At 66.0% G+C, this 16,683-nt stretch carries 18 protein-coding genes; 9 read left to right on the top strand and 9 right to left on the bottom strand.

Going from position 1 to position 16,683, the window contains the following annotated elements; all coding sequences use genetic code 11:
* Positions 1-39: 39 nt before the first annotated feature.
* Both HU752_RS10640 and HU752_RS10635 read right to left on the bottom strand, forming a co-directional pair.
* Positions 40-579, bottom strand: a complete 540-nt coding sequence (locus tag HU752_RS10640) for a cytochrome b (protein WP_186681654.1) — start codon at positions 577-579, stop codon at positions 40-42.
* Entirely contained in the window at positions 576-1,655 is a 1,080-nt protein-coding gene (locus HU752_RS10635; protein ID WP_186681656.1) for a catalase family peroxidase, read from the bottom strand. The genes HU752_RS10640 and HU752_RS10635 overlap by 4 nt, the downstream gene beginning before the upstream one ends.
* 185 nt (positions 1,656-1,840) lie before the next feature.
* On the opposite strand from HU752_RS10635, the gene HU752_RS10630 reads away from it, so the two are divergent.
* Both HU752_RS10630 and HU752_RS10625 read left to right on the top strand, forming a co-directional pair.
* Positions 1,841-2,347, top strand: coding sequence for a sigma-70 family RNA polymerase sigma factor (locus HU752_RS10630; protein WP_186681658.1), 507 nt, complete (start codon positions 1,841-1,843; stop codon positions 2,345-2,347).
* On the top strand, positions 2,344-3,093 hold the full coding sequence (locus HU752_RS10625; RefSeq protein WP_186681660.1) for an anti-sigma factor family protein: 750 nt from the start codon (positions 2,344-2,346) through the stop codon (positions 3,091-3,093). The genes HU752_RS10630 and HU752_RS10625 overlap by 4 nt, the downstream gene beginning before the upstream one ends.
* Positions 3,094-3,174: 81 nt before the next feature.
* Here HU752_RS10625 and HU752_RS10620 read toward each other — a convergent pair whose 3' ends face one another.
* Positions 3,175-4,014 (bottom strand): IclR family transcriptional regulator, encoded by an 840-nt coding sequence (locus tag HU752_RS10620; RefSeq protein WP_186681875.1) that lies wholly within the window; start codon positions 4,012-4,014, stop codon positions 3,175-3,177.
* A 242-nt stretch (positions 4,015-4,256) separates the two neighbouring features.
* On the opposite strand from HU752_RS10620, the gene HU752_RS10615 reads away from it, so the two are divergent.
* Genes HU752_RS10615 through HU752_RS10585 form a run of 7 tightly spaced genes read left to right on the top strand, consistent with a single transcriptional unit; the run spans position 4,257 to position 10,800 of the window.
* Positions 4,257-5,285 carry an ABC transporter ATP-binding protein gene (locus HU752_RS10615; protein WP_186681662.1) on the top strand — a complete coding sequence of 343 codons (1,029 nt, stop codon included), beginning with the start codon at positions 4,257-4,259 and terminating at the stop codon, positions 5,283-5,285.
* On the top strand, positions 5,282-6,157 hold the full coding sequence (locus HU752_RS10610; RefSeq protein ID WP_186681664.1) for an ABC transporter permease: 876 nt from the start codon (positions 5,282-5,284) through the stop codon (positions 6,155-6,157). Before HU752_RS10615 ends, HU752_RS10610 begins: the two co-directional genes overlap by 4 nt.
* Positions 6,158-6,952, top strand: a complete 795-nt coding sequence (locus tag HU752_RS10605) for an ABC transporter permease (RefSeq protein ID WP_186681666.1) — start codon at positions 6,158-6,160, stop codon at positions 6,950-6,952.
* 7 nt (positions 6,953-6,959) lie between these two features.
* Positions 6,960-7,250 (top strand): (2Fe-2S)-binding protein, encoded by a 291-nt coding sequence (locus tag HU752_RS10600; RefSeq protein WP_186681668.1) that lies wholly within the window; start codon positions 6,960-6,962, stop codon positions 7,248-7,250.
* Entirely contained in the window at positions 7,247-8,602 is a 1,356-nt protein-coding gene (locus HU752_RS10595) for an FAD/NAD(P)-dependent oxidoreductase (RefSeq protein WP_186681670.1), read from the top strand. The genes HU752_RS10600 and HU752_RS10595 overlap by 4 nt, the downstream gene beginning before the upstream one ends.
* Positions 8,599-9,714 (top strand): NAD(P)/FAD-dependent oxidoreductase, encoded by a 1,116-nt coding sequence (locus tag HU752_RS10590; RefSeq protein WP_186681672.1) that lies wholly within the window; start codon positions 8,599-8,601, stop codon positions 9,712-9,714. The genes HU752_RS10595 and HU752_RS10590 overlap by 4 nt, the downstream gene beginning before the upstream one ends.
* A 33-nt stretch (positions 9,715-9,747) precedes the next feature.
* Complete coding sequence (locus HU752_RS10585) at positions 9,748-10,800, top strand: ABC transporter substrate-binding protein (RefSeq protein ID WP_186681674.1); 1,053 nt, start codon at positions 9,748-9,750, stop codon at positions 10,798-10,800.
* 33 nt (positions 10,801-10,833) lie between these two features.
* On the opposite strand, the gene HU752_RS10580 is transcribed toward HU752_RS10585, so the two are convergent.
* From HU752_RS10580 to HU752_RS10555, 6 genes are read right to left on the bottom strand one after another with little or no spacing between them, the layout of a single operon-like run.
* Positions 10,834-11,790 carry a Csu type fimbrial protein gene (locus HU752_RS10580; RefSeq protein ID WP_186681675.1) on the bottom strand — a complete coding sequence of 319 codons (957 nt, stop codon included), beginning with the start codon at positions 11,788-11,790 and terminating at the stop codon, positions 10,834-10,836.
* A 32-nt stretch (positions 11,791-11,822) separates the two neighbouring features.
* A complete protein-coding gene (locus HU752_RS10575) occupies positions 11,823-14,132 on the bottom strand; it encodes a fimbria/pilus outer membrane usher protein (RefSeq protein ID WP_186681877.1) in 2,310 nt (769 codons plus the stop codon).
* A 58-nt stretch (positions 14,133-14,190) separates the two neighbouring features.
* Complete coding sequence (locus HU752_RS10570) at positions 14,191-14,985, bottom strand: fimbrial biogenesis chaperone (RefSeq protein WP_186681677.1); 795 nt, start codon at positions 14,983-14,985, stop codon at positions 14,191-14,193.
* 35 nt (positions 14,986-15,020) lie between these two features.
* Entirely contained in the window at positions 15,021-15,524 is a 504-nt protein-coding gene (locus HU752_RS10565) for a Csu type fimbrial protein (RefSeq protein ID WP_186681679.1), read from the bottom strand.
* 5 nt (positions 15,525-15,529) lie between these two features.
* Positions 15,530-16,066 (bottom strand): Csu type fimbrial protein, encoded by a 537-nt coding sequence (locus HU752_RS10560; RefSeq protein ID WP_186681681.1) that lies wholly within the window; start codon positions 16,064-16,066, stop codon positions 15,530-15,532.
* Positions 16,067-16,085: 19 nt separating this feature from the next.
* Complete coding sequence (locus tag HU752_RS10555) at positions 16,086-16,613, bottom strand: Csu type fimbrial protein (RefSeq protein WP_186681682.1); 528 nt, start codon at positions 16,611-16,613, stop codon at positions 16,086-16,088.
* Positions 16,614-16,683 lie beyond the last annotated feature (70 nt).

Here is a 16,683-nt window from a genome sequence, read left to right as displayed (position 1 = left end):
CGAACCGCCGCGAAGAGGCTCGCATGACCGGCACGAACCTCAGTTCTTGCCCCGCAGCATGCTCTCCAGCACCCCATCCCGACGAATCCAGCCATGGAACAGCGCCGCCGCCAGATGCACCAGCACGGTCAGGAACAACAGGTAGGCCAGGTAGCCATGGGCCTTGCGCAGGAAGGCGAAGGTCGCGGCATCGGCCGACAGCAGCGCCGGCAAGCGGATCGAACTGCCGAGCATCACCGGATCACCGGCCGCGGAAATCATCGCCCATCCCAGCAGCGGCAGCACCAGCATCAACCCATACAGCACCACATGGGAGAGCTTCGCCGACAGCACCTGCCAGGCAGGCAGGTCCCGGGGCAACGCCGGCTGGCGCGTGCCGAAGCGTACGCCAAGCCGCACGATCGCCAACCCCAGGATCGCGATGCCCAGCGGCTTGTGCAGGTCGATCAGCCACTCGTGCCGCGCCGAAACCGACGCCACCATCCCGGCGCCGATGAACAGCATGGCCAGGATCATCAGCGCCATCAGCCAGTGCAGCAGGCGCGCCAGGGGGACGAAATGCTTCAACGGGGCGCTCATGGGCGGGACTCCTGTTTGGCGTGGCTGGCAGGCAATTGGCCGACCTCACTGGTACGACGCAGGTAGGAACTGGCATACGCCGCCGAGCGCGCCGCCAGCAACGGGTCGGCCGAAGCCTCGATACCACTGGGCAGGACCAGCGGGTCGTAGTTGATGTCACGGCAATCGCCACTGTCCTGCGGCTGTGTGCTCTCCAGCACCAGGGTGCCGGCATTGAGCACCTTGTGCTCGCCGGTCCAGGCCTTGCTCGCGTCGTCGACCGGATCGCCGGGGTTGGCCAGGGTGATGCGCAACGTCCATTTCAGCGGACCGGCCGCCAGGCGCTGTACCAGGTCCTGTTCCAGATAATCGGCACCGGCCGGCGCCACCGCCCCCGGGGCATCCTGGCTCAACGGCACATAGCCCCAACGGACCGCCTGGCGCTGGCCCGCGGCATTGACCAGGTAGAACGCGTTCAGCGCGTTGTAGCTCTCGGTGGCGTAGCTCGCCGATGGCTTGGCGGTCTTGACCCACTGCAGGAACTGGGCGGTTTCCGGATGCGCGGCAAAGAACGCCGCCATCGCCGCCGGGTTCGGCTTGCCGGTCGCCGGGTCCGGCGCGGAGGCCTTGAGCTGCTCGTAGAAGGCTTGCGGCGTGCTCACCGGGAACACCGGCATGCTGTTCATGCCGGTCCGCCATTGCTGGCCATTGGCGAGAATGAAGCGCAACCCCAGGCTGCGGATCGGCACACTGCTGTCCGGCGCGTAGGGGTTGCCGCCGGGCAAGGCAAACCGGCCTTCAACCGGCACGCTGCCCTCGGCGAAGACCCTGGCGGTCGAATACGGGCGGGCTTCATCGCTGCTTTCGAAATAGCCGGCGACACAGACGCCCTTGGCATGGTTGCGCCGCAGCCCCGGATAGTGGCCGCTGTTGCTTTCCAGCTTGTCGACGATGCGCGCCGGTGTCAGGCGCTGCGGATCGAGCCGGCCACCGACATAGCCGAAGGCGCCGGCCAGCACCGCGACGACCACGGCGATGGCGGACAGGCGCAGAACCTTGCTCGTACCGCTCAGTGGCGGCGGGGTGTGATCTACCATGAAAAACTCCAGGGCCCTGGGCGGCCACACGGTTGGGGAGCGAGTAGGACGCAGGCCGTCATGGGTTATTCCCAGGCCCCGATAATTTTTTTTGATCATTATTTTTCCGCAGACTGGAATAACCTTCAGCCACGGACGTCTTCCTCTCCCAAGCGTAGTGACTGGCCAGGCTCCAGCAGGTTTCCATGAACGAACTCGACGAACAGTTACGTGAACTGATCCCCCGCATGCGGCGCTTTGCCGTGTCGCTGACCCGCAACCCGAGCAGCGCCGACGACCTGGTCCAGGCCAGCCTGGAGCGGGCGCTGTCCAGCTGGGGCAGGAAACGTCCCGACGGCGACCTGCGCGCCTGGCTGTTCTCGATCCTCTACCGGCAGTTCCTCGACGCCCATCGGCGCCAGCGTCGCTATGCGCGGATGCTGGAGTTCTTCACCGGCCGCGATGACAGCGAGCCTTCGGTGGAACGCACGGTGGTGGCACAATCGACCCTGGAGTCCTTCGAACGCCTGCCGGTGGAACAGCGGGCGCTGCTGCTCTGGGTCTCGGTGGAGGGTCTGAGCTACAAGGAAGTCGCCGAAATCCTCGACGTCCCCATCGGCACCGTGATGTCGCGCCTGTCCCGCGCCCGCCAGGCCCTGCGCCAGCTCAGCGACGGCGAAATCACCAGCCCTTCCCTGCGGATACTGAAATGATCACCATGCCTCCCAGCGAACGCGACCTGCATGCCTACGTCGACCATCGGCTCAGCGATGCCGACCGGCAATTGATGGACACCTACCTCGCCAGCCACCCCGACGTGGCCCGCCAGGTCCGCGCCTGGCAACAGGATGCCCAGCACCTGCGCGCGGCCCTCGGCGGTGCCCTGCAGATGCCGGCCAATCCCGAGCTGGACCCGGCGGTCATCCGCCAGCGTCGAGGTGAACGTTCCCGACGCTACCTGGCCAGCGCAGCGGTGCTGCTGATCGCCGTGAGTGTCGGCGGCGTGAGCGGCTGGCAGGCCCGCCAGTTGACCCTGCCGAGCCCACTGCCCATGGCCGATGCCGTGCAGGCCTACCGGATGTTCGCCACCCAGGACATCCTGCCGGCGGACTTCAAGGTCGAGCAGAACGGCGACCTGCAGGGCTGGCTCGACCGCTACTTCAGCCGGGCCAACCGCCTGCCGAACCTGGACAGCGCCGGTTTCAAGCCGGTCAGCGCACGCCTGCTGAGCACCGAACAGGGTGCAGCGGCGATGGTGCTGTACGAAGGCCCGCAAGGACAGCGGATCACCTACTACATGCGCCCGCCAGGACCTCAGAATCATCTGCTGGAGCGTGGCCGCCGCCGCGATGGCGAATTGCAGGCCGAGTACTGGTCCAGCCCCGGCTACAACTACGCGATGGTGGCGCCGGCCGACACCCCGGTGGCGCAGGTGCTGCAGCAGACCACACCGTTCTAGCGGCTCGGGGCTTGAGAGAAACCGTTCGCGGGTTCATCCGCGAGCCGATCTTGAGGCCCGCGCAAGGACCAGCAGAAGCCGCTACTCCGGGGTTGCGAAAATCTGCGAAGGCCTGCGCAGCAGGGGATCGAACGGATTGATCCGCGGGCCGATTGCCGCCGCCTCGCGCTTGAGCAACTCCACCACCGTTGGCAAACGGTCCGGCCCGAGGCGATCGGTAATGGTCGCCACGCTCAAGGCCGCGACCGCCCGGCCCTCACGATCGAGGATCGGCACGGCCAGCCCCGCCATACCCTGCAACACGCCGGTATTGCGCCCGGCATAACCGAGCTTGCGTACATTCTCGACCTCCGAACGCAGGAACACCTCGTCGTACAGGTGAAAGTCGCGCAGCCGTGGCAGGTTGTAGCGAATCACCGTTTCCCGCTCGTCTTCCGGCAGGTAGGCCAGAATCGCCAGGCTCCCCTGCCCGACGCCCAGGGCCACGCGCCCGCCGATATCGCCGGTAAAGGTGCGAATCGGGAAGGGCCCCTCGCTGCGATCCAGGCAGATCGCATCGAAACCGCTGCGCGCCAGCAGAAACAGCGAGTCGCCCAACGAGGCGGACAATCGCAGCAACGCCGGACGGACCAGTTCACGCAGGTTGCCGCTGCGCCCGGCCCGGGCGGCCAGGGCGAAGAACTCCAGACTCAGGCGGTAGCGCTTGCTGCGAGCATCCTGTTCGACCATGCCCTCCTCCATGAGGCTGCGCAGCAGGCGATGGGTGGTCGGCTGCGACAGGCCGATGCGCTCGGCCAGTTGCGTGACCCGCTCGCCGCCCTCCGGCGAGTCACCGAGGCTGCGCAACACCGCAAACAAGCGGGAGACCGCCCCCACACCGACTTCGTTCGACTTTTCATTCCGCTCAGTGGAATTCATTATTCAATTTCTCACCTATTAATCTGCTGAATGAATGAAAGTGAAAATAGTCATTCTTTCAGTGAAATTCACCCTTTCGCACATCCTAGGCTTCGTCCTACTCTGCGTCCACAAGGGGCGATTCGAACAACACCGGTAGCCGACCGCCGTCGAGCACCACGCACCCACGCAACGCCCCTTCGTCTCTGCCCATGACAAGAAACGTGCACCTCGCCGTGCACAACAACCCAAGGTGGAACGCAGTTATGGCCTTTCTACGACTTGAAGGCGTGTGCAAACGCTATGGCGCCCTCGAAGCGGTGGTCGCCACCGACCTGGCGGTGGACAAGGGCGAGTTCGTCTCGCTGCTTGGCCCCTCCGGTTGCGGCAAGACCACGACCCTGCAGATGATCGCCGGTTTCGTCGAGGTCAGTGCCGGGCGGATCCTGCTCGGCCAGCGCGATATCACCCATGCCAAGCCCAGCAGCCGGGGCTTGGGCGTGGTATTCCAGAGTTACGCCCTGTTTCCCCACATGACCGTCGCGGACAACGTCGCCTTCGGCCTGCGCATGCGCAAGGTTGCGGCGGCCGAGGTGCAGCGGCGTGTGGCGACGGTGCTGCAACTGGTGCGCCTGGATCGGCATGCCGAGCGTTATCCGCGCGAGCTCTCCGGTGGTCAGCGCCAGCGTGTCGCCCTGGCCCGCGCTCTGGTGATCGAGCCACCGGTGCTGCTGCTCGATGAGCCGCTGTCGAACCTCGACGCCAACCTGCGCGAGGAAATGCAGTTCGAGATTCGTCGCATCCAGCGCGAGGTCGGCATCACCACCCTGATGGTCACCCACGACCAGGCCGAGGCGCTGTCCGTCAGCGATCGCGTGGTGGTGATGCAGGCCGGGCGTATCACCCAGGTCGACGAACCCTATCGCCTCTACGAACACCCGCGCACCCGCTTCATCTCCGGCTTCGTCGGCAAGGCCAACCTGTTGCCGGGAGACCGTGACGTCCATGGCTGTCCACAGGTCCGCCAAGTGCCGGGCGAAGGCACCCTGACCCTGAGCCTGCGCCCGGAAAAGATCGACCTGCTGGCCGCCGGTTCCGGGCGCCTGCCCGGACGAATCCGCACACGCTTCTTCCTCGGCAGCCAATGGCTGTACCGCGTCGACACCGCCCTCGGTGAACTCAGCGTGGTCCGCCGCAACGATGGCTCGGCACCGCTGGAGGAAGGCAGCGCGGTCGGCCTGGACTGGCCTGCCGAACTGCTGCGGGTACTGGAAACCGGCGAGGTGCCAGCATGAGCCTGCTGGCGCGGATGCGCCAGGGCCGACATGGCTACCTGCTGTCGGCACCGGCACTGGCCCTGTACATCGGCCTGCTGGTACTGCCGCTGGGGTTGACCGCCGTGCTGTCGCTCAACGTCTTCGACTACCAGAGCGGTGTCCAGGACAACGCCTATACCCTGGAACACTACGGTGTGCTGTTCAGCGACCCGTACTTCTACGAGATTTTCCTGCGCACCTTCTGGATCAGCGGCCTGACCACCCTGCTCTGCGTGCTGATCGGCGTGCCCGAAGCCTACATCCTCAGCCGCATGGGCCGCCCGTGGCGTTCGATCTTCCTGATCCTGATCCTCACCCCGCTACTGATCTCGGTGGTGGTGCGGGCCTTCGGCTGGAGCCTGCTGCTGGGCGCCGACGGCCTGGTCAACCAGAGCCTGCAGGCCATCGGCCTGGCGCCGATGAAGCTGCTCTACACGCCCTTCGCGGTAGTGATCGCCCTGGTCCATGTGATGTTGCCGTTCATGATCATCCCGGTCTGGACCTCATTGCAGAAACTCGACCCGGCTGCCGAACAGGCCGCCCTGTCCCTCGGCGCCAGTCACGCCAGGGTGATGCGCCTGGTGGTCCTGCCCCAGGTCATGCCCGGCGTGCTGTCCGGCACGCTGATCGTGTTCGGCCTGTCCGCCAGCTCCTTCGCGATTCCCGGTCTGCTCGGCGGACGCCGGCTGAAGATGGTCGCGACGCTGGTCTACGACCAGTACCTGTCGGAACTCAACTGGCCGATGGGCGCGGCAATCGCGGTGACGCTGCTGTTGCTCAACCTGCTGATCATGCTGTCGTGGAACCGGATGATCGAACGTCGCTACAAGAAATCCCTGGGGGCCATGTAAATGTCCAGAAACGGCCCGTTGGCCCTGCTGTTCCATAGCCTGATCGTGGTGTTCATGCTCGCACCGCTGGTCGTGGTATGCCTGGTGGCGTTCACTCCGGAAAACACCCTGAGCCTGCCGACCACGAACTTTTCCCTGCGCTGGTTCCGTGCAGTGTTCGAGCGGGCGGACTTCGTCCAGGCGTTCTACAACAGCCTGCTGCTGGCCTTCAGCGCCGCCAGCCTGGCGACCCTGATCGCCGTTCCGGCGGCCCTCGCGATGACCCGTCACCGGTTCCCCGGGCGGGACTTTCTCAACGGTCTGTTCCTCTCCCCGATCATCATTCCGCACCTGGTGCTCGGGGTGGCACTGCTGCGGCTGTTCGCCCTGATGGGCGTCAATGGCAGCTTCAGCTGGCTGATCCTGGCCCACGTGCTGGTGATCACCCCCTACGTGCTGCGCCTGGTGCTGGCGGCCGCCATCGGCCTGGACCGCAGCGCCGAGCAGGCCGCCGAATCCCTCGGTGCGGGACGTTTCACGCTGTTTCGCCAGATCACCCTGCCGATGATCCTGCCGGGTGTCGCCGGTGGCTGGCTGCTGGCGTTCATCAACAGCTTCGACGAGGTGACCCTGTCGATCTTCGTCACCTCGCCCGCGACCCAGACACTGCCGGTGCGCATGTACGTGTACGCCACCGAGTCCATCGACCCGATGATGGCGGCGGTCTCGGCACTGGTGATCGCGCTCACGGCACTGACGATGATTCTGCTCGACCGGGTCTACGGCCTCGATCGGGTCCTGGTAGGCAAACAATGAGGCTGCTATGGCGCTGCTGAAACGACTGGCCGAGACGGAACGCCCGGCCCTGGACTTTACCCTCGACGGCCAGCCGGCCAGCGGCCTGCAGGGCGATACCCTGCTGACCGCGCTGCTGACCGCCGGTGAACACCTGCGCCACAGCGACTTCAGCGGTGAGCCCCGTGCAGGCTTCTGCCTGATGGGCGCCTGCCAGGACTGCTGGGTCCGCCTGGCCGACGGGCGCCGGGTCCGCGCCTGCTCGACGATGCTCGAAGCCGGGCAACAGGTGAACCGCGAAGGGAGCGTGCGATCATGAAACCCGTGCTGATCGTCGGTGCCGGGCCGGCCGGCATTCGCGCCGCCCAGACCCTGGTCGAACATGGCCTGCGACCGGTGCTGCTGGACGAGTCGCCCCGAGGGGGCGGACAGATCTATCGGCAGCAACCGGAGAATTTCCGCCGCTCACCCGAGCAGTTGTATGGCTTCGAGGCCACCAAGGCCGGGGCCATCCACCAGGCCCTCGACAAGTTGCGCGGGCAGCTGGACTATCGCCCCGAAACCCTGGTGTGGAACGCCGAACACGGCGCGCTCGATACCTTGTGCCGGGGCCGTACCGAGCACCTCGAATACTCGGCGGTGATCGTCGCCACCGGCGCCACCGATCGCGTACTGCCGGTGCCCGGCTGGACCCTGCCAGGTGCCTACAGCCTCGGGGCGGCGCAGATCGCCCTGAAGTTCCAGGGGTGCGCCATCGGCGAACGGGTGGTCTTCGCCGGCAGCGGCCCCCTGCTCTACCTGGTGGCCTACCAGTACGCCAAGGCCGGGGCCAAAGTCGTGGCGGTGCTCGACAGCGCGCCCTTCAGCGCACAATGCAAGGCGCTGCCGGGGCTGCTCGGGCAACCGCTGACCCTCGCCAAGGGCGTGTACTACCGGGGCTGGCTGGGTGCCCATGGAGTGCCCGTGCACCAGGCCGCGCACCTGCAACGCATCGAAGGCGACCAGCAGGTGCAGGCATTGCACTGGCACCAGGCTGGCCAGGCGCATTCGCTTGAATGCGATGCCGTAGCCTTCGCCCATGGCCTGCGCAGCGAAACCCAACTGGCCGACCTGCTGGGTTGCCGGTTCGACTGGGACCCGTTGAACCGCAGTTGGCTGCCGGAGCGCGATCGCGCCGGGCGCAGCAGCGTGGCCGGGATCTACCTGGCCGGCGACGGTGCCGGCATCATGGGTGCCGATGCCGCGGAGCGGGCCGGCGAACGCGCCGCCCTGGCACTGCTGGAAGACCAGGGCTACACCGTCGACGCCATCCGTAGCGCCGATCTGGAAGCATGCCTGGCGCGCATCGGCCGGTTTCGCACGGGCCTGGAGAACGCCTTCCCCTTTCCCGAGCATTGGGCGCACGAAGCGCCGGATGAATTGGTGCTCTGCCGCTGCGAGGAGGTGCGGGTCGGTGAAGTCCGCACGGTGGTTCGCGAGGGGCATTGGGAGATCAACCGGGTCAAGGCCCATTGCCGGGTCGGCATGGGGCGCTGCCAGGGCCGGATCTGCGGTGCGGCAGCGGCGGAGATCATTGCCCGTGAAAGCGGCCGCCCCCTGGATGCCATCGGCCGACTGCGGGCCCAGGCGCCGATCAAACCGTTGCCGTTCGGCGTGGAGGTCGCGCCATGATCGAGGTCGAGGTAGCCATCCTGGGGGGCGGCATTGTCGGTTCCTCGGCGGCCCTGGCCCTGAGTCGCCAGGGTCGAAGCGTGGCCCTGCTGGAACGGGACTTCTGTGGCAGCCACTCCAGCGGCGTGAATTATGGTGGAGTCCGTCGCCAGGGCCGACCGCTGTCGCAGTTGCCGCTGTCGCAACGTGCCCACGGGATCTGGAGCCGCCTGCCCGAACTGATCGGCATTGACGGCGAGTACCAGCGTTGCGGGCATCTAAAGCTCGCTCGCAGCCCCGAGGACCTGGCCGCCCTGCAGGCCTATGCCGAGAGCAGCCGGGGATTGGGGCTCGACCTGCAGATACTGGACCGCACGCAACTGCACCAGCGCTTTCCCTGGGTGGGGCAGATCGCCGAGGGCGCCTCCTTCTGCCCTGACGACGGGCACGCCAACCCGCGCCTGGTGTCGCCGGCCTTTGCCCGGGCTGCGCGTCGTCTCGGCGCCAACGTCCTGGAACAAAGCGAAGTCAGCCAGGTCGAGCACGACGGCCGGCGCTTCCACCTGCATACCCGCGATGGTCGGGAGATCCGTTGCGATTGGCTGCTCAATTGCGCCGGAGCCTGGGCCGGCACCCTCGCCGCCCGCTTTGGCGAGGCGGTACCGATCCACTCCGGTCATCCGGCGATGCTGGTGACCGAACCGCTGCCATGGGTGATGAACGCCAGCACCGGCGTCGAGGGCGGCGGTATCTACGCCCGCCAGGTCGCACGCGGCAACTGTGTGCTGGGCGGTGGCCAGGGCTTTGCCCTCGACAGCGCCCGTGCCCGACCGGGACAGGGCGCCGTCCTGGAAATTCTCCGCCAGGCCGTCGAACTCTATCCGTTTCTGAAAGGCGCCCAGGCGATCCGCACCTGGAGCGGTACCGAAGGCTACCTGCCCGATCGCCAGCCGGTGATCGGCCCGAGCTCGACCCAACCCGGCCTGCTGCATGCGTTCGGTTTCGCCGGGGCCGGCTTCCAGATCGGCCCGGCGGTCGGCGAAGTACTCGCCGAACTGGTTTGCCAGGGCCAGTCCTCGACGCCGATCGAGGCTTTTTCCATCCAACGTTTCCAAGCCACTCCCGCCGCTTGAGCGGGCCGTCAGAACCCAGAGGAAGATCGCGCCATGAACAATGCCCCACGCAATGCCCTGATCGGTTTGTCCTGCCTGCCTCTCGCCGCCCTGCTCCTGGCCACTCCGGCCCAGGCCGAGCCGACGCTCTACCTGGGCATGAACGGCGGGACCATGGAACGGCTGTATGCCGACAAGGTGCTGCCGCCCTTCGAAAAGGCCAATAACGTGAAGGTGGTGATCGTCCCCGGCACCTCCGCCGACATCCTCGCCAAGGTCCAGGCGAGCAAGGACAACCCGCAGTTGCATGTGATCTTCCTCGATGACGGGATCATGTACCGGGCGATTTCCATGGGTCTGTGCAGCAAGCTGCAGGACAACCCGACCCTGGCACAGATCCCCGCCAAGGGCCGGATCAAGGACGAAGCGGTGGCCGTCAGCCTGGGCGTGACGGGGCTGGCCTACAACACCCGCCTGTTCAAGGAAAAGGGCTGGTCCGCCCCCACCTCGTGGATGGACATGGCGGACAGCAAGTACAAGGACAGGCTGGTGTTCCAGTCGATGTCCTCGTCAACGTTCGGCCTGCACGGTTTCCTGATGTTCAACCGACTCCAGGGCGGCAACGAGACCAACGTCGACCCGGGCTTCAAGGCCTGGCCAACGAGCGTGGGACGCAACGTGCTGGAGTACATCCCCAGCTCGGCCAAACTGTCGGAAATGGTCCAGACCGACGAGGCGGCGCTGTTCCCCTTGACGCCGACCCAGGTCACCGCGCTCAAGCTCAAGGGCATCCCGGTAGAGTACGCGCAACCCAAGGAGGGCGCGGTGGTGCTCAACGTCGCCGAATGTGCGATCGCCAATAACAACCAGCCGGAACTGGCGCAGAAACTCGCCGAGTTCCTGCTTACGCCCCAGGCCCAGGCGGCAGCGCTGGAGGATGGCGACCAGATCCCGTCCAACCCCAATACCCCGACGACCGACCGCACCCGTGGCCAGGTCGAGGCAATGAAGCAGTATCTGGAAACTGCCGTGGCGATCGACTGGGACCAGGTCAACCTGCTGCGTCCGGAATGGAACGCCCGCTGGAACCGCAGTATCGAACGCTAGGCGAGCGCAAGCCGTGGGGTTGTGCCCGAAGGTTCAGAACCCGACGTCGAGGATCACGTTGTCCAGGTAGCTGCCGGCCGCCGGTGTCAGTTGGTCGGTATAGACCTTGGCGTTGTAGTTGAACACCTGGCTGCCAATGCCGAGGCCGTTGCCGGGGTTGACCTCGGCGTCGCTGCTCGACCGCCGCGCCGCGCCAACGCTGCCCCAGACCGTGGTCCCGGCCCCCTTGAAGATGTCGTAGGAAAGGGAGTTGCTCCCGGACACCATGCGCCGCCGTCCGGCACTGGCGTTCTGCCCGGCATCCAGGCCCACCGTGTAGGGACTGCCCTTGGTACAGGAAATATTGATGCTCTGGTTGATGGTGCTGAAGCCACTGACCACCGGGGCCCCGCCAAAGCTGATGTTCGGCGCGCTCACCGTGCAGTCGTTGTTGACGGTCATGCTGACCGTGAGCGTGACCGTTCCCGAGTTGATATCCCGCCCTAGGCAGGCCCCCAGGGCACCGATGCCGGAGCAGTAATTCCAGTCCCAGAAGATGCTCAGGGTTTCGGTATAGACCCCAGCCGCGACATTGTTGCCGGTGATCGTGCCGAAATACATCGGCACGGTCTTCGGCGTGACGCTACCCAGCAACCCCAGCAGGTCGAGAATGCTGTTACGGGCGAAATCGTACTGGGTACCGCGGTTGATCAGGTAGACGGCACCGGTGTTGTTGGTGGCGTAGATGTTGTAGGTGATGACGTCGCCGGTAGGGCCAACCAGGCCGGCCCTGGTCGACGTCACCGTGGCGTAGACATGATCATTGAGCGCCAGCACGCTCAGCAGCGAGCCACTGCAACGCAGCCCGGCATTGAGGGTCGAGGACGGCTGCACCGTGGTCCGGGCCACGATCGAACTGACCGAACCGAAGCCCACAGGCGTCGTCGCCACGGTCGAGCACAGTGCATGGGCCTGGCAGGCCAGCACGCTCAACAGCACGCCCGATACCATCGCGCATATCCTCACCGAACACCTCCTTGCCCCTACTGACACACCAATGGACCGATCAGCGGTACCTGCCCGTCGGACTCCGCCAGGGCGAACTGCACCTGGCAGGTGCCACCATCGGCCAGAGTCACGTTCAATGTGTTCTGCTTCGCCAGGTTTTCCAGGTAGACCAGCCCATCCCAGCCGACCACCGCCGCCGTACCGGACTGCTCATGAATGACGTTGGCCCCCAGCGGCAGCGGCTGGTGACGGGCGTCGACCAGCTCGACGCTGGCGGCGACGATACGCGTCAGCGGGAACTGCAACAGGTAGCCGCTGCCCCGACGAACCGCAACCCGCTGCTCGACCTTGGGACTGCGGATGTCGGCCGGCAGGTTCAGCGGGTCGATCTCGTACTTGCCGCTGTAGTAGCCACTGCTCCACGGCACCAGCAGCCGCCCGGAGCTGTCGGTTTCGCCGACCAACTGGTTCTCGTAGCGCACCGGCACCTTCGCATGACCGTCGGTGCTGACCACCACGAAGGCGTCGTTGATGCGGTTGGCGGCGAATACCTGCCGGTCCATCCAGACCAGCGAGCCACTGGCATCCGCCCAACGGGTCTCGGCGTCGCTGCTGCCGTAGACGCCGGCCTGCAGTTGCACCGACTGCAGGCGCCAGGTCAGGTCGGCCTGGCGGTAGTCCGGGCCCTGGCCATGGGCATAACCGAGGTTGTAGCCGAGGCCGCCCTGGGTCGGCACCGCCCGGCTGAAGTTGACCCGCTCGCGGGTCTGCCCACTGGTACTGCGTTCGACACTCATGCTCAGGCTGCCGCTGAGGTCGAAGGGAATCACCACCTGGGCCTGCACCGCCCAGTTGCTGTCGCCGATTTCGCGGTTGGCCGACAGATAGAAGCTGCTGCCACCCCACAGGGCCCGGCTCCAGCTCAGGTTCACCAGCCGGGTACGGGTATCGTCGGCAGCGCGGATATCGAAATAGCCGGCGCCCAGGCTGCCCCAGCTGTCGAGATTGACGCTGGCCGTGACCTGCTCGCTGCGTTTGCTCAAGGTGATAAAGGGGCTGTCGATCACCGACAGGTCGGCATACTCGTCGCGCCGTTCCAGTCGCTGGTAGGACAGGCTGTAGCGCTGGTTGCTGTACTGGTAGCCGAGGCTCAACTGCTGGCCCTGGCGACCGTCGAAGCGGCTCTGGCTGACGGCGCTGTTGAGGACCCCGAAGTTGCCCAGGCGCAGGTTGCCACCGACGCCAGCGAGGGTCAGGTCGCTGGCGGCCTCGGCGTGACTCTCCAGGGTAAAGCTGTCGGTGACGCCGTAACGCAGGCTGCCGGAGGTCACGCCGGGGCCGTAGCCGAAGTCGCGCAAGGCGTAGTCGCGACGCAGGGTACCGGCCGCCACCGAGAAGTCCGACAACCCCTTTTGCAATAGGCTGCTGGTGACATAGAACGGCACGGTGGTGGAAACCTGCCGGCCGAGGGCGTCGGTGGTCACCACCACCGCCTCGCCCGCACCGTTGATGAACGGAATGTTGGTCAGGGTATAGGGGCCTGGCTGCACGCGATCGCTGGAAGACTTGAAGCCATTGATGAACAGGTCCACCGAGGACGGCACCGCCGCTTCTCCGGCGAACTGCGGCAACGGATAGGTCACCAGGTCCGGGCGCACACCGAAGTCGCGTGAGAACTGCACCCCGCCCAGGCGCACCGAACTGCTCCAGGGCAAGGCCCCGCTGACCACGTCGCCGGCCTCGTAGGTCAACATCCGCTCGTCATCGGAGAAGCGCCAGGTGGTGTCATAGCGCCGATAGCCGTTGTTCAGGCCGTTGCCCGCATTGGCACCGAAACTGCGTCGGTACTGCCCGGTGTTGGACACGGTGCCCCAGGTGTCGAACACCCGCAGTTCGTTCCAGGCCGCCAGATAGGTCCCGGCGTCGTCGGTGTCGTTCAGGTACACGTCATAGTTGAGCATGGCGCCGAAGCTGGTCAGCGCCGGGCTACGCGGGTAGGCCTGGCGATTGCCGAGGAACTGCGCCGGCAGCCAGTCCGGTGGCACACTCAGCAGCAGGCGCTGGCCCTGGCTGTCGTAGTCGCTGTGCAAGCCCGGCACCTGGTCGAGTGCCACTTCGGCGGCGACCGGCGTCGGCAGCTTCATGCCGACCGCCAGCAGGTCGCCGGCCGACAGGAACAGCCGCCCGGCGCGCTGCTCGACGACGATGACCTTGCCGGTGTCCATCTGGTTGACCAGCAGTTCGAGGTACAACTGAGCATCGGGCATCGCCTCCAGGCTGGTCGGTGGCGGCGGCAGTTCGCCGGCCTCGGATGCCGTGACCAGCATCAGCCAGCAATAGCCCATGGCCCCCCATGGCCGGCGTTGGATCCGACGAACCGACACTCGGACTACTCCCCGTTCGTCACTGCCCCGCCCGGACACTCTGGGTCTGCGGCGCACCGTTGACCCGCAGCACCAGCTCCTGGCCGCTGGCCAGGGGCTCAGGCACCGGCCAGCGCATGGTCGCGCCTGGCAGCACATAGCCCATCAGGCCTTCGGCCACCGGTCGGAGCTGGCCACCCTGCCTGACCGTCACGTCCGTCAGGCGGGCATGCACGGCCCCCCGGTTGCGGATCTCGATGTAGGAACGGCCCCCTTCGGCCACCTTGCGCCAGCTCAGCTCGGGCACCCCGGCACTCTTGGGGTCGCGCGGGCGGCTGGCGTCCTCCTTGCTCCACAGCCCCGCGCCATAGGCGAACAGCGGCACCGAATAGCGCATCTGGAACTGGATCGCCGCCGAGGTCTTGCCATCGGCACTCGCATCCTCCGGGCGCTTCGCCGGCGGAATCTCGTCGATGATGATGCGATAGGCCTGCTCGCTCCCCGGCGGCAATTCGCGGGTCCGGGTCAGGCGCACCAGTTGTTTCTGTCCGGGCTCGATGCGGGCCACCGGCGGACTGCCGATCACATCGCGCTGATTCTGGTACTGGTCGTCGAAACCGCTCTGGGTCCAGCCGAACACCCGGATCTGCAGGTTGGCCGTGTCGTTGCCGCGATTCTCCAGCCACAATGCGCTGGCCTGTTGGTCGGCCTCCAGCACTGGATCGATCGGCCAGATCAGTACCGAACTCGCCGCCTGGACCCCGCCCGTACCGAGCAGAGCCGCTGCCAGCAGACCGTAGCGTACGGCCGGCCGGCGCCAGGAGGATGAATGCATACGAAAGCTCCTTGTTCCTTCAATTCAATTGCTCCCTACCAGGACAGCTGCACCTGCAGCACGTCGCTGTAGGTCCCCGCAGGCAGATTCCCCGGTAAAAGCACCCGGCCATACAGTGGCAGGGTGATGTTGTTCGGATTGCTATAGGCCACGTTGATGTTCTGGCCGACGCCCACCGTCTGGCTCAGGCCGATATCGCTGTACAGCTGGTAGGCCAGTAGCGAAGTACCGCTACTGAGCTTGAGATGACGACCGCTGGCGTTGTTCTGCCCGCCATCGACGCTCATGGTCAGCGCCACTCCCGGTGTGCACTGCAACTGCACCCCGCTGGTCAGCGAGGTGGATGCCGGGCTGGTCGACAGCGCCGCGAAGCTGCCGTAGTTCAGGCTGCCGTAGTTCGAGACCCCACCGACCACCAGGCAACCGGGAACGACGCTGGCACTGACCTGGAAGGTCGTGCCGGTCACCGCGGCCAGCGGCAACGGCAGGCTGCCCGCACCGGCGAGCAACACCAGGGCGGCGTATCCATGCCTGGCCATCGATGTCAGAAGCTCAGTTGCACGGAAATGGTGTCGGTGTAGGTACCCGCCGGCAGCCCGGCCTTGCCGACCGCCTTGCCCCACAGGTTGATGGTCTGCGCCGCACCGGTGCTGGTCGCCAGGTTGATCACCCCGGTGTTGGACAGCAGGTTGTTGAGCCCGGCATCGGTGTACAGGTCGTAGGGCACGAAGTTGCCCGCGCCATCGGCCAGGGCCCGGCTGCCGCCCGCGGACTGGCCATCATGCAGGCCACCCTGGACGGTCACCGTCGGCGTGGTACCGGCCGAGCACTGGATCGCCACCGCGCCACCGCCCGAGGCCTGCAACTGGATGCCGACCTGGGTGAACAGGCTGGTGGCGGTACCGAAGTTCAGGGTACCGAAGTTCAGGTTCGAGGCGCCGGTGGCTCCGTTGACCAGGCAACTGCTGGTCAGGGTCAGGGTGGAAGTGATCTGTCCGGTGACGGTGGTCGCGGCCTGGGCACTGGCGGCCAGGGTCAGGCTCAACATTGATAACGCGAGACGCGAAGCCAGTTGCTGCATGATGCTCTCCTCCATTGAGTTACCAGTCCAACGTGACCGTCAGCGTGTCGCTGTAGATACCGGACGGCAGTGCGTTGGTATTGGCCACCACGATGCCGAATACCGGAATCGGGCTCCGGACATCGGAAGTGACAGCAAAATTGCGTTGTTCACCGACCCGGTAGGTGTCGTTGCCTTCGGCGTCGACGGTGAGTCGATAGGCGATGGTCCGGTTGCCATTGCTCAGGCGTCGGGTGCTGCCGTCGCCGTTGACGCCGCCATCGATGGTCACGGTGAAACCGCTGACCGAGGCATTGCAGGTCACATGCAGGTTGGCGCCGCTGTTCTGGATGCTGGCATTGATCGGACCGGTCCAGGTCGGGCCCTGGTTGCCGAAATTCAGCTGGCCGAGATTGCCGGACAGCGCTGTGCCAGCGGAGCCCACTTCACAGGCGGGAGAGATGACCAGCTGGACCTGGATGGCCCCGGTCATCATCGTCGCCCCGGCGTCTCCCGCCAGGAACAACAGGGGCCCAAGGGCCAGCGCCGCGCGGTTGTGGTGTTTCATATGCCAATCCTACTTCCATCAGGAGACAACCGATTGGCCGTCCGCACAGGGACGACATTCCTTTTCCTGC

This window comes from Pseudomonas vanderleydeniana, from assembly GCF_014268755.2.
GTDB classification, from domain to species: Bacteria; Pseudomonadota; Gammaproteobacteria; order Pseudomonadales; family Pseudomonadaceae; genus Aquipseudomonas; species Aquipseudomonas vanderleydeniana.
Note: the sequence above shows the minus strand (reverse complement) of the source record. Positions and strands in the feature narration are given on the sequence as shown.

What these genes read in the sequence shown, in the direction of transcription:
- HU752_RS10565 (WP_186681679.1), bottom strand. Translation starts at nt 15,524, where the DNA reads ATGGCCAGGCATGGATACGCCGCCCTGGTGTTGCTCGCCGGTGCGGGC.
- HU752_RS10595 (WP_186681670.1), top strand. Translation starts at nt 7,247, where the DNA reads ATGAAACCCGTGCTGATCGTCGGTGCCGGGCCGGCCGGCATTCGCGCC.
- HU752_RS10610 (WP_186681664.1), top strand. Translation starts at nt 5,282, where the DNA reads ATGAGCCTGCTGGCGCGGATGCGCCAGGGCCGACATGGCTACCTGCTG.
- HU752_RS10615 (WP_186681662.1), top strand. Translation starts at nt 4,257, where the DNA reads ATGGCCTTTCTACGACTTGAAGGCGTGTGCAAACGCTATGGCGCCCTC.
- HU752_RS10570 (WP_186681677.1), bottom strand. Translation starts at nt 14,985, where the DNA reads ATGCATTCATCCTCCTGGCGCCGGCCGGCCGTACGCTACGGTCTGCTG.
- HU752_RS10580 (WP_186681675.1), bottom strand. Translation starts at nt 11,790, where the DNA reads ATGGTATCGGGCGTGCTGTTGAGCGTGCTGGCCTGCCAGGCCCATGCA.
- HU752_RS10590 (WP_186681672.1), top strand. Translation starts at nt 8,599, where the DNA reads ATGATCGAGGTCGAGGTAGCCATCCTGGGGGGCGGCATTGTCGGTTCC.
- HU752_RS10600 (WP_186681668.1), top strand. Translation starts at nt 6,960, where the DNA reads ATGGCGCTGCTGAAACGACTGGCCGAGACGGAACGCCCGGCCCTGGAC.
- HU752_RS10635 (WP_186681656.1), bottom strand. Translation starts at nt 1,655, where the DNA reads ATGGTAGATCACACCCCGCCGCCACTGAGCGGTACGAGCAAGGTTCTG.
- HU752_RS10605 (WP_186681666.1), top strand. Translation starts at nt 6,158, where the DNA reads ATGTCCAGAAACGGCCCGTTGGCCCTGCTGTTCCATAGCCTGATCGTG.
- HU752_RS10560 (WP_186681681.1), bottom strand. Translation starts at nt 16,066, where the DNA reads ATGCAGCAACTGGCTTCGCGTCTCGCGTTATCAATGTTGAGCCTGACC.
- HU752_RS10585 (WP_186681674.1), top strand. Translation starts at nt 9,748, where the DNA reads ATGAACAATGCCCCACGCAATGCCCTGATCGGTTTGTCCTGCCTGCCT.
- HU752_RS10555 (WP_186681682.1), bottom strand. Translation starts at nt 16,613, where the DNA reads ATGAAACACCACAACCGCGCGGCGCTGGCCCTTGGGCCCCTGTTGTTC.
- HU752_RS10575 (WP_186681877.1), bottom strand. Translation starts at nt 14,132, where the DNA reads ATGGGCTATTGCTGGCTGATGCTGGTCACGGCATCCGAGGCCGGCGAA.
- HU752_RS10625 (WP_186681660.1), top strand. Translation starts at nt 2,344, where the DNA reads ATGATCACCATGCCTCCCAGCGAACGCGACCTGCATGCCTACGTCGAC.
- HU752_RS10640 (WP_186681654.1), bottom strand. Translation starts at nt 579, where the DNA reads ATGAGCGCCCCGTTGAAGCATTTCGTCCCCCTGGCGCGCCTGCTGCAC.
- HU752_RS10630 (WP_186681658.1), top strand. Translation starts at nt 1,841, where the DNA reads ATGAACGAACTCGACGAACAGTTACGTGAACTGATCCCCCGCATGCGG.